12 protein-coding genes are annotated in these 12,899 nt (G+C 73.4%); 5 read left to right on the top strand and 7 right to left on the bottom strand.

The window, feature by feature from the left end; genetic code table 11:
• Positions 1-19 precede the first annotated feature (19 nt).
• The gene (locus tag ACZ7GX_RS38120) at positions 20-1,396 is read right to left on the bottom strand and encodes a GntP family permease (protein ID WP_498784311.1); all 1,377 of its coding nucleotides are present in this window, start codon (positions 1,394-1,396) and stop codon (positions 20-22) included.
• 34 nt (positions 1,397-1,430) lie between these two features.
• Positions 1,431-1,970, bottom strand: coding sequence for a gluconokinase (locus ACZ7GX_RS38115; RefSeq protein ID WP_498784309.1), 540 nt, complete (start codon positions 1,968-1,970; stop codon positions 1,431-1,433).
• Positions 1,971-2,081: 111 nt separating this feature from the next.
• Between ACZ7GX_RS38115 and ACZ7GX_RS38110 the strand changes: the two genes are divergently transcribed.
• Positions 2,082-2,819 (top strand): FadR/GntR family transcriptional regulator, encoded by a 738-nt coding sequence (locus ACZ7GX_RS38110; RefSeq protein WP_498784307.1) that lies wholly within the window; start codon positions 2,082-2,084, stop codon positions 2,817-2,819.
• Positions 2,820-3,050: 231 nt separating this feature from the next.
• Positions 3,051-4,004, top strand: a complete 954-nt coding sequence (locus ACZ7GX_RS38105; protein WP_498784305.1) for a hypothetical protein — start codon at positions 3,051-3,053, stop codon at positions 4,002-4,004.
• A gap of 12 nt (positions 4,005-4,016) precedes the next feature.
• Here the strand turns inward: ACZ7GX_RS38105 and dacB are convergent, their stop codons facing one another.
• Positions 4,017-5,567: a D-alanyl-D-alanine carboxypeptidase/D-alanyl-D-alanine endopeptidase gene (gene dacB / locus ACZ7GX_RS38100; RefSeq protein ID WP_498784304.1), complete on the bottom strand. Its 1,551-nt coding sequence runs from the start codon at positions 5,565-5,567 to the stop codon at positions 4,017-4,019.
• Positions 5,568-5,803: 236 nt separating this feature from the next.
• On the opposite strand from dacB, the gene ACZ7GX_RS38095 reads away from it, so the two are divergent.
• Together ACZ7GX_RS38095 and ACZ7GX_RS38090 are read left to right on the top strand one after the other, a co-directional pair.
• Entirely contained in the window at positions 5,804-6,610 is an 807-nt protein-coding gene (locus tag ACZ7GX_RS38095) for an SAM-dependent methyltransferase (RefSeq protein ID WP_498784302.1), read from the top strand.
• 122 nt (positions 6,611-6,732) lie between these two features.
• Complete coding sequence (locus ACZ7GX_RS38090; protein WP_498784300.1) at positions 6,733-7,149, top strand: cold-shock protein; 417 nt, start codon at positions 6,733-6,735, stop codon at positions 7,147-7,149.
• 52 nt (positions 7,150-7,201) lie between these two features.
• Here ACZ7GX_RS38090 and ACZ7GX_RS38085 read toward each other — a convergent pair whose 3' ends face one another.
• A complete protein-coding gene (locus tag ACZ7GX_RS38085; protein ID WP_498784298.1) occupies positions 7,202-8,113 on the bottom strand; it encodes a LysR family transcriptional regulator in 912 nt (303 codons plus the stop codon).
• Positions 8,114-8,187: 74 nt separating this feature from the next.
• Between ACZ7GX_RS38085 and ACZ7GX_RS38080 the strand changes: the two genes are divergently transcribed.
• On the top strand, positions 8,188-9,234 hold the full coding sequence (locus tag ACZ7GX_RS38080) for an alpha/beta fold hydrolase (protein ID WP_498784296.1): 1,047 nt from the start codon (positions 8,188-8,190) through the stop codon (positions 9,232-9,234).
• A 6-nt stretch (positions 9,235-9,240) separates the two neighbouring features.
• On the opposite strand, the gene ACZ7GX_RS38075 is transcribed toward ACZ7GX_RS38080, so the two are convergent.
• The 3 genes from ACZ7GX_RS38075 to ACZ7GX_RS38065 all read right to left on the bottom strand — a co-directional run bounded on the left by ACZ7GX_RS38075 (position 9,241) and on the right by ACZ7GX_RS38065 (position 12,841).
• Positions 9,241-9,492, bottom strand: a complete 252-nt coding sequence (locus ACZ7GX_RS38075) for a putative antibiotic biosynthesis monooxygenase (protein ID WP_498784293.1) — start codon at positions 9,490-9,492, stop codon at positions 9,241-9,243.
• 116 nt (positions 9,493-9,608) lie between these two features.
• Positions 9,609-10,688 carry a glycosyltransferase family 4 protein gene (locus ACZ7GX_RS38070; protein WP_498784352.1) on the bottom strand — a complete coding sequence of 360 codons (1,080 nt, stop codon included), beginning with the start codon at positions 10,686-10,688 and terminating at the stop codon, positions 9,609-9,611.
• Positions 10,689-10,693: 5 nt separating this feature from the next.
• Positions 10,694-12,841 (bottom strand): amylo-alpha-1,6-glucosidase, encoded by a 2,148-nt coding sequence (locus ACZ7GX_RS38065; protein WP_498784291.1) that lies wholly within the window; start codon positions 12,839-12,841, stop codon positions 10,694-10,696.
• Positions 12,842-12,899 lie beyond the last annotated feature (58 nt).

Here is a 12,899-nt window from a genome sequence, read left to right as displayed (position 1 = left end):
CCCGAGGCGCGGCCGGGGGTCAACCGAGCAGGAACAGCACCGCGGACAGGCCGAAGCCGACCAGGCTGATCATGGTCTCCATGACCGTCCACGTCGTCAACGTGGTCCGCACGTCCATCCCCATCAGGTTGCCGACCAGCCAGAAGCCCGAGTCGTTGACGTGGCTCGCGATCACCGAGCCCGCCGCCAGGGCGAGCACGATCGCGGCCAGCTCGACCGCGCTGAACCCGCCCGCCTGCACGACGGGCTGCACCAGACCCGCGGCCGTGGTCAGCGCGACCGTCGCCGAGCCCTGCGCGATCCGCAGCGCGGCGGCCATGACGAACCCGGCCGCGAACACCGGCAGCCCGACGTCGGTCAGCCCGACCGACAGCGCGTCCCCGATGCCGCCGGCCCGCAGCACCGCGCCGAACATGCCGCCCGCGCCGGTGATGAGGATGACCGCGCACACCGGCCCGAGGGCTGAGTCGACCAGCTTCTCCACCGACTCCTTGCGCAGCCCGAGGGCGTAGGAGGCGACGAGCACGGTCACCAGCAGCGCCACCGGTGTCGAGCCGAGCGCGCGGGCGACCTGGAACCAGGACGCCTCGCCGTCGACCCACCCGGCGGCGCGCGCCGCGTCCAGCCCGGTGTTGGTGAAGATCATGACGAGCGGGAGCAGCAGGAGCGCGACGACCGTGCCCGGGCGCGGCGGGTTCTCGTGGTCCTCGACCTGCGGTCCGCCGCTGAGGATCGTCGGCACGGGCAGCTCCAGCCGCCTGCCCATCGCCAGCCCGAACAGGTAGCTGGTCAGGTACCAGGTGGGGATCGCGATCAGCAGGCCGAACGCGATCACCAGGCCGACGTCCGCGCCGAGCAGCTCAGTCGCCGCGACCGGACCGGGGTGGGGCGGCACGAACACGTGCATCACGGAGAACGCGCCCGCAGCGGGCAGGCCGTAGCGCAGCACGCCGCCGCCCAGCCGCCGGGCCACCGCGAACACGATCGGCAGCATCACGACCAGGCCGGCGTCGAAGAAGATGGGGAAGCCGAACACCAGCGAGCTGACGCCGAGCGCGAGCGGCGCGCGCTGCTCGCCGAACCGGCGGATCAACGCCTCGGTCAACGACTGGGCGCCGCCCGTGACCTCCACGAGCCTGCCCAGGATCGCGCCGAGGCCGACGAGCAGCGCGACGCTGCCGAGGGTGGTGCCGAACCCGCCGACGAGAGTGGGCACCACCGTGTCGGCCGGGATGCGCGCGGCGAACGCGGTGAGCAGGCTGACCAGCACCAACGCCAGGAACGCGTGCACCCGCAGGTACATGATGAGGAACAGCAGCAGGGCGACCGCGCCCGCGGCGATGCCGAGCAGGGCGCCCGTGCCGAAGGTCTGGACCCAGTCGTCGTTGGTGGTCATCGGCAGCTCCGTCGCTCTCGAGGGTTCCGGCGGGTCAGGGGGTGGCCGGGTGTCCGGCGGCGAGGTCGAGCCGGGTCACGGCTTCCTCGACGATCAGCTCGGGCGCCGAGGTCACGTCGACCTCGGCGCCGTCCTCGTCGGACCGCAGCGGTTCGAGGGTGTCGAACTGCGACCGGAGCAGGGACGGCGGCATGAAGTGGCCGGAGCGGTGCCGCATCCGCTCGCCGACCACGTCGGCGGCGCCGTGCAGGTGCAGGAAGCGGACCCGTGCGCCCGCCTCCCGCAGCACGTCGCGGTAGGCGCGTTTGAGCGCCGAGCACGTGACGACCGCGCTCTCGCCGGCGGCGGCGCGGGCGGTGATCCAGTCGCGGATCGCGGCCAGCCAGGGCGCGCGGTCGTCGTCGGTGAGCGGGGTGCCCGCCGACATCTTCCCGATGTTGGCGGCCGGGTGGAACTCGTCGGCCTCGGCCATCGGCCAGTCGAGCCGGTCGGCCAGCACCCGGGCGACGGTGCTCTTGCCGGATCCGGACACGCCCATCACGACCACGCAGGTCGGCTCGGCACTCGTGGTCATGGGGTGCACCTCTCGGCTGCGACGACGAGACGATCAAAAGTAGTACCTTTGGCGGCGAAAGGTATCACCTTTGATCGCGCTGAGGAAGGCCTGCCGGGCTACGCTGCTGCCGTGCCGGTACCACGTCGTGAGGGCGTCCCGGGCGGCGACGCCCTGCATACCTCCGTGCTCGACACCCTCGGGCTGGAGATCACCAGCGGCGACCTCGCCGAGGGGCGGGTGCTGACGCTCGACGGCATCCAGGAGCGGTTCGGGGTGTCCCGGACCGTCGCCCGCGAAACCATGCGGGTGCTGGAGTCGATGGGCCTGGTGACGTCGCGGCGGCGGGTCGGCATCACCGTGCAGCCCCCGTCGTCCTGGCAGGTCTACGACCCGAGGTTGATCTGGTGGCGGCTGGCCGGGCCGCACCGCGACGCCCAGTTGCGCGCGCTCACCGAACTGCGGATCGCGGTCGAGCCGGTGGCCGCGGCGCGGGCGGCGTGGAACGCGTCGGCGCGGGAGCGCGACCGCCTGCTCGACCTCGCCACGCGGATGCGCCGGCTGGGCGAGGCGGGGCGGCTGGAGGAGTTCCTCGAGCTGGACGTCGCCTTCCACGCGCTGCTGCTGGAGTCGGGCGGCAACGAGATGTTCGCCGCGCTCCAAGGGGTGGTCGCGGTCGTGCTGCGCGGGCGGACGAGCCTGGGGCTGATGCCGGAGAAGCCCGTGCCCGGCGCGTTGGACCTGCACGAGGAGGTGGCGCGGGCGGTCGCGTCCCGGCGCCCGGAGGCCGCCGAACTGGCCATGCGCGCGTTGGTGGCCGAGGTGCGCGACGCCGTGGTGCCCGTGAACGGCCCGCGCGCGGTTCGCTGACCGCGGCGACCGGGCCTCCCGCGACTCGGGAAGATCGTCCGGGATCGACGGTCGTGGCCCGCGGAGCCGCCGCCCGCCGAATGCGGTCCACAGTGGACCTGGCTCGGCGTGGTCGTTCGGGGACTGCGCGTCACCGCTGTCGGCCGTGAGGCGACGCGCTTCGTCACCGGTGCCGGGAACGCGCGGCCCCCGTTCGTCGTCGAAGGCGCGAACCACGAACGGGGAGGCGCCGTGAACTACCCACAACAACCGCCGAGCGGGCAGGACCCCTACGGGCAGCCGGGCCAGTACGGCGGCTACCAGTACGGCGGGTTCGCGCCCCAGCCTCCGCCCGCGCCGAAGAAGCGGACCGGGGCGATCGTGGCCGCCGTCGTGGTGGTCGTGCTGGTGCTGGGCGGCGTGGCGTTCACCGGGTTCGTGCAGCCCGGGTTCTTCGTGGGCGCGGCGGACCCGACGACGACCACGACCACGCCGCCGACCACCGCGTCGTCCACGACGGCGAAGGGCGGCGACGCGGAGAAGCTGCTGGAGGCGCTGGTGGCCGGGCTGGACTCCCAGGACGCCGCCGCCCTCAAGAAGCTCAAGTGCGCGAAGGCCAAGTCCGGCGTGGACAACGCCATCAAGGACGTGTCCGCGCTCAAGAAGGCCGAGCTCGTCGGCAGCGACGAGGTCACCGACGACAAGGTGGAGGGGACCGTCGAGGTCACCACGTCCTCGCGGACGTCGCAGGTCGAGGTGACGGTCGTCCGCGAGGACGGCGACTGGTGCTGGCAGGACATCGCGCGGGCCAACGGCCCGTCGGCCAGCGGACGCCCGACGGCGACCACCGAGCCGACCACCGACCGCGAGCCCACGGCCGGCGGCAAGCCGGTGCCGCCCGAGGCGCTCGCCGCCATGCGGTCCTTCCTGGACAGCGTGAACGCTGGCGACGCGGCGGCCGCGGCCGGCCTGCTGTGCCCGGACGCCAACAACGACGCGGCGGACGTGGAGAAGCTGGTCGGCTACGACCCGGACCTGGCCATCGACCCGGACATGGACGGCGGGACGACGGGGGAGGACTCCTTCCAGGTCTACCTCAAGGGCACGGCCAAGGGGCAGAAGTTGGGTGGCTACTCCACGAACCTTTGGGTGACCAGCTACGACGGCCCGTGGTGCGTGCACGGGTTCCGCGCGGTCGTCATCTGATCACCGCCCGGCTCAGCAGGACTTGGTCCAACTGCACTCCAGCCGTTCGTCGGCGACCGGCTCGGGCGCGACCCTGACCGCGGGCGGGGTCGCGCCGTCCCGGTGGCCGGCCAACCGGACCGCGACGGCGTCCTCGAGCGGTTTCGCCGACGTGAGGGTGTCGTTGCTGATCATGGCGAACACCAGCGGGGTGCCGTCGGCGGTCGTCACGTAGCCGGACAGGGCGCTGACGCCGGTCAGGGTGCCGGTCTTGGCCCGCACGTTGCCCTCGGCCGGGGTGCCGCGCATCCGGTTGCGCAGGGTGCCGCCGACCATCCGGTCGCTCTTCCCGGCCACGGGCAGCGAGTCGTACCAGGGCTGGAACCACGGCTCGCGCCGGGCGGCGAGCAGCAGCGCGGCCACCTGGTCGGGCGAGACCTGGTCCATCCTGGACAGTCCGGAACCGTCCCGCAGCGACAGCGCGGCCGGGTCCACGCCCAGCTCGCCGAGCCTCGCCGTCATCGCGCGCAGCCCCGCGGTCCAGCTGCCCTCGCCGAACACGGCCCGGCCGGCGGTCTTGACCAGGATCTCGGCGTGCATGTTGTTGCTCAGCTTCATGAACGGCACCATCAGCTGCGACAACGGCATCGACCGGTGCTCGCCGAGCAGCCGTGCGTCGGCCGGGGTCGCGCCCGTGCCCGTGCCGCCGAGCACGTGCACGCCGTGCCGGGCCAGGGCGTCGCGGAACAGGGACGTGACCAGCCCGGTCGGTTCCCAGACCGTGCTCCACTCGCTCTCGACGGCGCCGCCGGCGGGGATGCTGCCGCGCACTGCGATCACGTTGGCGCCGTGCTGCCGTTCGACGGACACGCTCGACGCCGAGCCGGGCGCGCCGGTGACGGCGGTGTTGGCGATCGTGACGTAGTCCGTCGGCGGGTCGGTGGTGACCGTGGCCGGTTGGCCCGCCGCGCCGGGCGCGACCCGGACGATGACGGTCCCGGCGTCGTAGTCGGTGTCCGGGGAGACGGTCAGCGCCGAGATCTGGGCGTTGTAGTAGTACGGCTCGTCGTCCCAGGCCCAGCCGGTGCCCAGGCGCACGGAGTCGAACCAGGTGTCGTCGGCGACGAGCTTGCCGCGGACCAGCCGGACGCCGCTGCGGGCGACCTCGGCGGCCAGCGCGTCGTAGTCGGCGGCGAGCATGGTCGGGTCGCCCGTGCCGCGCAGGTGCAGGTCGCCCGCCAGCACCCCGGCGCGCTCGCGACCGGTCGCGGCCACGGTGGTGCTGAACCGGTGGTCCGGGCCGAGGATGTCGAGCGCCGCGGCGGAGCTGAACAGCTTGCCGTTGGACGCGGGCTGGCCGCGCTCGTCGCCTTCCCGGGCGAACACCACGGTGCCGGTCTCGGCGTGGCGGACGACGAGCCCGACGTCCGCGCCGTCGAGGGCCGCGCTGGTGATGATCGCGTCGAGGTCCCGGCTGAGCGCGTCGTCGGCCAGCGCGGACGCGGGCGTCGCCAGGTCGGCGGCCGGCGCCGCGGCGAACGCGACGGCGGCCAGGACGAGCGCGAACGACCGTGATCTGGGCATGGGAGCTCCTCCAGGGACGCCGGTGCGACTTCTGGTCAAGGATTGTCCACGTATCGGGATGCCTTGTGAAGTTCTGACACGCGAAGGGTGGTGGCGGACGACGACCTTCGGGCACGGTCCAACCCCTGCGCGGGAGCGCACCGATTGCGAACCCCGATAGGGGCTCTCGTGGCGGTTCGCCCGTTGTAGCGTGCACCCGAGCAATCACGGTCCGTGGCGAACCGAGGAGCGGCAGCGTGGAAAGACCTTCGTGGGTGGGCCCCGACATCGACCTCTCGCGACCGAGCCCGGCGCGCGTCTACGACGTGCACCTGGGCGGCGCGCACAACTTCCAGGTGGACCGGGAGGCGGCGCAGCGCATCGTCGAGGTCATGCCGGGGTTGCCGCGGATCCTCCGGGCCAACCGCGCGTTCCTGCGCCGCGCGGTGCGCTACCTGGTCGGCCGGGGCGTCACCCAGTTCCTCGACCTCGGGTCGGGCATCCCCACGGCCGGCAACGTGCACGAGGTCGCGTGGAGCGCCGACCCGGACTGCCGGATCGTCTACGTGGACGTCGACCCGGTCGCGGTCGCGCACAGCCGGGCGATCCTCAGCGAGCACGCCAACGCCACGGCGGTGCAGGGCGACCTGCGCCGGCCGCGCGAGGTGCTGACCCACCCGGACGTGGTGCGGACGCTGGACTTCACCCGGCCGGTCGGCGTGCTGATGTTCGCGGTGCTGCACTTCGTGCCGGACTCCGACAAGCCCGCCGAGATCGTCCGGGAATACCTCGACGCCACCGTGCCGGGCAGCTACCTCGCCCTCTCGCACGCCAGCCTGGAGGGCGAGGCCGACCGGGCCGAGGAGGCGACCGAGCAGTTCCGCAACCGGGTGACGGACTTCTCGATGCGCACCCGGGCCGAGATCACCGACCTGCTCGCGGGCGTGGAGCTGGTCGACCCCGGTGTGGTGGACCTGACCGAGTGGCGCCCGGAACCCGGTGACGAGGACCCGGACCCGAAGCAGATGTCGACGTTCGCGGCCGTCGGTCGCAAGGCGGGCTGAGCGCGCTCCGAGGACGGAGGAGTCCGGACGTCGTGCCCACGAGTCGCGCGCGGGCGTCCGGGATAGGATCGTGGTGATGTCGCCACAGGTGTGGCGCGTGCTGCTGGTAAGGGGTTGCGGTGGTGGTGAAGGGCAAGGTCGTCCGGTTCGACGAGGTGCGCGGGTACGGGTTCGTGTCGCCCGAGGAGGGCGGCGAGGACGTGTTCATCCACGTCAACGACATCGACTTCGACAAGAGGCTGATGGCGCCCGGCGCGCTGGTCGAGTTCCTGGTGGAGATGGGCGACCGGGGGCCGAAGGCCTCCCGGGTGAGCCTGGTGCGGGAAGCGTCCGTGCGGGCCGGGACGCCGTCGTACCACTCGGGTGACGACGTCAACGGCAACGACATGTTCTGCGAGGTCGTGTCGACCAAGCGCTACTTGCAGGAGGTCACCGAGACGCTGCTGGCCTCGGCGCCCGGCATGACGGCCGAGCAGATCCTGAACGTGCGCAAGAACCTGGTCGGCATGGCGCGCAAGTACAACTGGCTCGAGGACTGAGCGCCGGTCACCCGATCGCCGGGACCTCCCGGAGGGCCGCGCCTCGCACCGGTCACCCGGCCGGCGTCGTGCCGCGCGCCCTGGTGAGGTCCCGGGCCAGGGCGGTGAAGTTGGCGGCCGCCGGGGAGTGGTTCGGCACGGGCAGCGCGATCGCCAGGTCGACCAGCCGCACGGTGGGGCTCAGCGGCAGGAACGCGACCTCCGGCCGCGGCTGGGCGGCGGACGAGCCGGGCACGATGGACACCCCGCAGCCCGCCGCGACCAGGCCGACGATGGTCGGCATCTGGACGGCCTCCTGCGCGACCTCGGGGGTGAACCCGCCGCGTCGGCACAGCGCGGTGATCTCGTCGTGCAGCCCGGGTCCCAGGTGGCGCGGGAACAGCACGAACGGCTCGCCGGCCAGCGACCGGACGTGCACCCGCCGCCGGCCGGCCAGGCGGTGGTCGTTCGGCACCACGGCGACCAGCGGCTCGCGCGACACCGGCACCAGCTCCAGGTCGTCGGACGGGCCCGGTAGCGGCGGGCGGAGCAGGCCCACGTCCAGCGCCGCCGCGCGCAGCCGCTCGACCTGCGGCACGGTCGGCAGCACGGAGAAGGACAGGGCGACGGCGGGGTAGCGCGCCCGGAACTCGCGGATGATCATCGGCAGCGGGTGCAGCACCGACGAGCCGACCATCCCGATCGACAGCGAGCCCTCCTCGCCCCGCCCCGCCGCACGCGCCCGACGCGCCGCGGCGTCCACCATGGACAGCGCGGCGCGCGCGTCCGCGACGAACGCCTCACCGGCCCGGGTGACGTGGACGTTCCTGGTGTCGCGGTGGAACAGCGCCACCCCGAGCTCGGTCTCCAGCGCCTTCACGGTCTGGCTCAACGGCGGCTGCGCCAGGCCGAGCGCGGCGGCGGCCCGGCCGAAGTGCAGGTGGTCGGCGACCGCGACGGCGGCCCGCAGGTGCCTGAGATCCATATCCACCCCGTATCAATCGCACCGATTCTGTGCACGATCAGATCAGGTGACCGGTCCGGCGGCATCCTGGCCGCATGCTGAAGACGATCCTCACGCTCGCGATGGCCGCGACGATCACGCAGGCGCCGCCGTCCGACCAGGTGGTGCGCAAGGACTGGAAGGTGCGTGGCGAAGCCGGGCACCTGGGTGTCCGGGAGGTGCGGACGGCCCGGTCGGCACGCGGCCGGCCGGTGCTGCTGCTGCACGGCGCCCGCGTGCCGGGCGTCGCGTCGTTCGACCTGCCCGTGCCCGGCGGGTCGCTGGCGGCCGACCTGGCGCGCGAAGGCCACCGGGTGTTCATCGTGGACGCGCGCGGCTACGGCGCCTCCGACCGCCCTGAAGCGCTCGACGCGCCACTGTCGGCCAACCCGCCCGCCGTGACCGGCGAGCAGGTGGTGCGCGACATCGCGTCGGTCGTCGACCGGCTGCGCGCGACGACCGGCCACGACCGCGTCGACCTCGTCGGCTGGGCGACCGGCGGGCACTGGGCCGCCTGGTACGCGAGCGAGCACCCGGACCGGGTCGCGCACCTCGTGATCTACAACAGCCTGTACGGCGCGATCGACGGGCACCCGGTGCTCGGCCGCGGCTCGGACTACGAGGACCCGGCGCGGCCCGGCCACTTCGACGACGCGCGCCACGGCGCGTACCGGCTCTCGACCGGGCCGGGCCTGCTCCGCGGTTGGGACGCCGCCATCCCGGTGGACGACAAGTCCGCGTGGCGCGACCCCCGCGTCGCGGCGGCCTACGTCGAGCACGCGGTGGCGAGCGACCCGACGTCGGCCGACCGCGAGCCGCCGAGCTTCCGCGCCCCGACCGGCGCGCTGAAGGACAGCTTCCACCTCGCGACCGGCCGACGCCTCTGGCACGCGGGCACGATCACCGCCCGGACGCTCGTCCTGCGCGGCGAGCACGACTTCTGGTCACGCGAGGGCGACGTGACCACGCTGGTCGCCGACCTCGACCGGGCGGCGGACGTGCGGGCGGCGCGCCTGGACGGCGCGACGCACTTCGCCCACCTGGACCGGGCCGGGCACGGCCGGGACCGGTTGCTCGACGAGGTGGTGCGGTGGCTGCGCTAGCGCCGGTCACGACCGCCGGGAGAGCAGGCGGACGCGGAGCCGTTGCAGCGGCGGCATGAGCCCGTAGATGACGATCGGCACCGCGATCGTCGCCAGCACGAGGGTCCGCAGCACGGTCGGCGCGCCGTCGAGGAGGTCGCCGAACAGCAGCTGCAGCACGGTGAGCGTCGGGAAGACGGCCACCCAGATCATCAGGGCCAAGTGGTGCCGCGGCGGTGGCCCCACGCGGGTCACCGCCGCCGTGTCGTTCTCGGTCATGGCGCCAGCTTCGGCCCGACCCGCCGGAAACGACAACTCCTGTTGCCGTTTCCGGGAATCGCTCAGGTGGAGCGCCGGCCGGGCGACCCTGGCGTCGAGCCAGGAGGTCGACCGGGTCAGCGGGCGGCGGCGGTGCGGGTCGTGGTCACCGCCTCCAGCACGTGCGGGGACTCGGCGGCGGCGGAGCGGTAGACGTCCTCGTAGCGGGCGGCCATCAGCTCGACGTCGAACCGGCGGACCGCCTCGGCCCGGCACCGCTCGGCCGACAACCGGTCGACCCGGCGCAGCGCCGCGACCAGCGACGCGTGGTCGTCGCACACGAAGCCGGTCTCACCGTGCGCGACGACCTCCGGGACGGAGCCGCGGCGGGTGGCGACCACGGGCGTGCCGCACGCCATCGCCTCCACCATCACCAGCCCGAACGGCTCGTCCCAGCTGATCGGGAACACCAGGCAGCGCGCGGCGGTCAGCAGGTGCAGCTTCTCCTCGCGGTCCACCTCGCCGAGCCACTCGACGCCCGGGCCGAGCAACGGCGCGATCTCGCGCCGGAAGTACTCCCGCTCCACCGGCTCGCGGCACTTGGCCGCGATGCGCAGCGGGACACCGGCCGCGGTGGCGGCGGCGATCGCCTCGGGGATCCCCTTGAACGGCGCGGTCCGCCCGAGGAACAGCGCGTAGTCCTCCTTGTCCCGGCGGAACGGGAACGTGCCGACGTCGACGGCGTTGTGCACGGTGCCCGCCCAGTCCAGGTCCGGCGCGAGCCGGCGTTGCGCGTTGGAGACGGCCACGAGGTTCACGCTGCCGTTCAGGCCCCGGTAGTAGCGGCCCGTCTCCCCGGTTACGGGCAGGTGGGCGGTGACCACGGTCGGCAGCGAACGGCCGCGGGCCAGCAGCGGTCCGGCGAGGCTGTGGTCGTGCACGACGTCCACGTCCAGGTCGGCCAGGATGGCGGGCAGCGCGGCGGCGTGCACCACCTCCGGCACGCCCTGCCCCATCCGGTCCGGCTGCGCGCGGTCCCACGTGGCCCGGAACTCGGCGGCCGTGCCGTTGCGGCCGACGCCGACCAGGACGACGTGGTTGCCGCGCGCGACCAACCGGTCCGCCAGGTCGGCGCAGATCGACTCGATGCCGCCGTAGGCCGAGGGCGGCAGCTCGAACCAGGGCGGGGCGATCATCGCGACGCGCAGCGGTGTCACCGTGCTCACCCCCTGTCGTCCAGGCCCGGGTGCACCCCTACCGGCGCACGGACCAGTTCGACGTCCTCGGGCAGGCCGCGCACCCGGACGTCGTCGCCGTCGACCTCCAGGTCGACGCGCGCGCCCAGCATCGGTATGCCGTCGAGGGCCAAGGGCTGGAACGACTCCGGCAGCACGGGCGCGAGCCACACCTTGCGGCGCGGCGAGTACGGCTCCACCCGCAGCAGCACGCGCAGCAGGTGCACGGGCGTGGCCGACGCCCACGCCTGCGGCGAGCACGACGTCGGGTACGGGATCGGGTCCGGGTACTCGGCGCGGTCGAAGCCGCACAGCAGCTCGGGCAGCCTGCCGCCGAACGCCTCGGCGGCCTCCAGGACGGCCATCGTCACCCGCTGCGCGGCCTCCACGAAGCCGTACCGCATGAGCCCGTGCACGATGAGGGCGTTGTCGTGCGGCCACACCGACCCGTTGTGGTAGCTCATCGGGTTGTACGCGCCCATGCCGGACGCGAGGGTCCGCACGCCCCACCCGGTGAACATCTCCGGCGACAGCAGGTGCTCGACGACCCGCTCGGCCTTGTCCCCGTCCACGATGCCGCTCCACAGGCAGTGCCCGATGTTCGAGGTCAGCGCGTCCACCGGCTGCTTGTCCCCGTCCAGGGCGACCGCGTAGTAACCGCGGTCGCGCAGCCAGAAGCGGTCGTTGAACTCCGCCTTCAGCCGCGCCGCGCGCTCGCGCCAGCGCCGGGCGCCGGCCAGGTCCTCGAAGTCCTCGCAGATGCACGCACGCGCCAGGTAGGCGTGGTAGACGTAACCCTGGACCTCGCACAGCGCGATCGGCGGCTTCGCGATGCTCCCGTCGGCGAAGTTCACCCCGTCCCACGAGTCCTTCCACCCCTGGTTGACCAGTCCGCCGGCGGTCGCGCGCTGGTACTCCACGAAACCGTCGCCGTCGCGGTCCCCGTAGTGCTCGATCCACTCCAGCGCGCGGTCGACGTGCGGGATCATGGCCTCGACCTGGTCGCGGTCGATGCCCCAGCGGGACAGCTCGCCCAGCAGCATCACGAACAGCGGCGTGGCGTCCGCCGTGCCGTAGTAGACGTTGCTGCCGCCCAGCGCCAGCGAGGCGTCCGCGCCGAACCTCATCTCGTGCAGGATGCGGCCCGGTTCCTCCTCGCTGTTCGGCTCGACGCGCGTGCCCTGGTGGTGGGCGAGGGTCCGGACCGTGCCGAGGGCGAGGTTGGGGTCGATGGGCAGCGACATCAGCGACGCGAGGATCGAGTCGCGGCCGAACAGCGTCATGAACCAGGGCGCGCCGGCGGCGACCGCGATGTCCGAGGGCCGGTCCGGGTCGAAGATCCGCAGCGCGCCCAGGTCCTGCCTGCTGCGCAGCAGCGTCGCGCCCAGCGCCGGCCTGCCCGTGTACCGCAGGACGGGCACGTCCTCGCGCCACCGGCGGGCGCGCAGCACCGGGACGGACTCGTCGATCGGGCGTTCCGGCGGGAACATCGTCTCGGTCGTCCGACCGTCCACGACGGGCTGCACGGTCACGCACGTCGACCACTCGCCCTTGGGCGGGATGACGGCGCGGAAGGTCAGGGTGGACGGCGAGTAGTCGGCGCCCTCCGCCCGCACCCGCACGCCGCGGCTCTGGCCGTCCAGGCGCCGGGTCAGGCGCAGCTCGTCCGGCTCGACCTCGCACTGGTGCCGCCCCCGTGCGCGGACCCGGCTCTCCTTGACCTCGAACAGGTCGGCGAAGTCGGCCTCCACGTGCACCGAGACGACGTGCGCGACGGACTCCCGGCCGAAGTTGCGCAGCGTGATGTCCTCGCGCATGCCCGCGCCGACGTACCGCTCGCGGCGCACGAGCAGGGTGCTCTCGGCCTCGTGCCCGCGGGACCGGCCGCGGCCGACGAACGTCATCCGGAACGGGTCGCGGGTGAGCGTGGTGATGTGCTCGACGGTCGCGCCGTCCACCCGCAACGCCCACCCGGACACGATCCGGGTGTCCTGGAAGAACACGCCCTGGGCGGCGGCGCCGTCCACGTTCCCGTCGCTGCCGCAGACGCAGAACGAGGTGCCGTGCACGAGCGTCACGGTGTCGGGTGACAGCGTGACGGGCTCACCGTCGTAGGCCCAACCACCCTCGGTCATCGTCGGCCTCCTCCGCCGGGTGTTTCCTCCCGCCGACCGGGTGCACCACGGGTGCCAC

The sequence above is a fragment of the Actinosynnema sp. NPDC037264 genome (assembly GCF_055603705.1).
The sequence above is the reverse complement of the archived record's forward strand: the minus strand, read 5'-3'. Positions and strand labels throughout refer to the sequence as shown.

Excerpts from the sequence above, each read along its gene's own strand:
- ACZ7GX_RS38065 (WP_498784291.1), bottom strand. The coding sequence starts at position 12,841 with ATGACCGAGGGTGGTTGGGCCTACGACGGTGAGCCCGTCACGCTGTCA.
- ACZ7GX_RS38075 (WP_498784293.1), bottom strand. The coding sequence starts at position 9,492 with ATGACCGAGAACGACACGGCGGCGGTGACCCGCGTGGGGCCACCGCCG.
- ACZ7GX_RS38115 (WP_498784309.1), bottom strand. The coding sequence starts at position 1,970 with ATGACCACGAGTGCCGAGCCGACCTGCGTGGTCGTGATGGGCGTGTCC.
- ACZ7GX_RS38080 (WP_498784296.1), top strand. The coding sequence starts at position 8,188 with ATGCTGAAGACGATCCTCACGCTCGCGATGGCCGCGACGATCACGCAG.
- dacB (WP_498784304.1), bottom strand. The coding sequence starts at position 5,567 with ATGCCCAGATCACGGTCGTTCGCGCTCGTCCTGGCCGCCGTCGCGTTC.
- ACZ7GX_RS38120 (WP_498784311.1), bottom strand. The coding sequence starts at position 1,396 with ATGACCACCAACGACGACTGGGTCCAGACCTTCGGCACGGGCGCCCTG.
- ACZ7GX_RS38085 (WP_498784298.1), bottom strand. The coding sequence starts at position 8,113 with ATGGATCTCAGGCACCTGCGGGCCGCCGTCGCGGTCGCCGACCACCTG.